Raw genomic sequence first — 977 nt, 5'->3', positions numbered from 1 at the left:
TTAGCCGCGGTAATCGTCGAGCCATTCCAAGTCAGGTTGGTGGTTTGTAAGCTGTAGTCACTCAGAGCACTGGTGTGGTTACCGGCAACGGTTGCTAAAGCCAGGTTACCAACAGTCACATTCGAAGCATTGGCTACGTGCGTACTATTAAAGGCTGCGGTTGTGAGATTACTTAAAGTGAGGCTATCGCCGGACACCAGGCCAGTGATCGACAGGTTCGCTAGGCCAACCGTGGCGTTCGCTGTGCCATCGTAAGTCTTGGTGACATTACCGGTAGATGCCAGTGTCAGGTTAGCCGCGGTAATCGTCGAGCCATTCCAAGTCAGGTTGGTGGTTTGTAAGCTGTAGTCACTCAGAGCACTGGTGTGGTTACCGGCAACGGTTGCTAAAGCCAGGTTACCAACAGTCACATTCGAAGCATTGGCTACGTGCGTACTATTAAAGGCTGCGGTTGTGAGATTACTTAAAGTGAGGCTATCGCCGGACACCAGGCCAGTGATCGACAGGTTCGCTAGGCCAACCGTGGCGTTCGCTGTGCCATCGTAAGTCTTGGTGACATTACCGGTAGATGCTAACGTGAGGTTGGCGGCGGTGATGTTGGCATTAGTGCCCGCTTGACCACCACTGCCCCAGGTGAGATTGGTGGTGCTTAAAACATAATCACCAGCACGGCTACTGTGATTACCAGTTACGTTAGCAATCGCAATACCACTCGCACTAACATTGCTTGCATCAAGAACGTGTGCACTGTTATAAGTTGCGCCGGTATTGGTCAAAGCAGCTGCCGTATCACCTGAGACGAGTCCGGTGATTTGGTAGTTGTTCTGTGCCACGGTCGCATTCGCGCTAGCGTCATAGACCTTGCTGATATTGCCAGCAGCAGTCAGCGTGATCGTCGCTGCAGTGATGTTGGCATTAGTGCCCGCCTGGCCACCACTGCCCCAAGTGAGGTTGGTAGTTTGTAGGTTGTAGTCAGT

At 52.4% G+C, this 977-nt stretch carries 1 protein-coding gene; it reads right to left on the bottom strand.

Annotated elements, in window-relative coordinates; genetic code table 11:
• Positions 1 to 977 (bottom strand): YDG domain-containing protein (locus ICN34_RS11455; RefSeq protein WP_216122736.1); only part of this gene is annotated, 977 nt, incomplete at both ends.

Source organism: Polynucleobacter sp. Tro8-14-1 (genome assembly GCF_018881655.1).
GTDB lineage: Bacteria > Pseudomonadota > Gammaproteobacteria > Burkholderiales > Burkholderiaceae > Polynucleobacter.
Note: the sequence above shows the minus strand (reverse complement) of the source record. Positions and strands in the feature narration are given on the sequence as shown.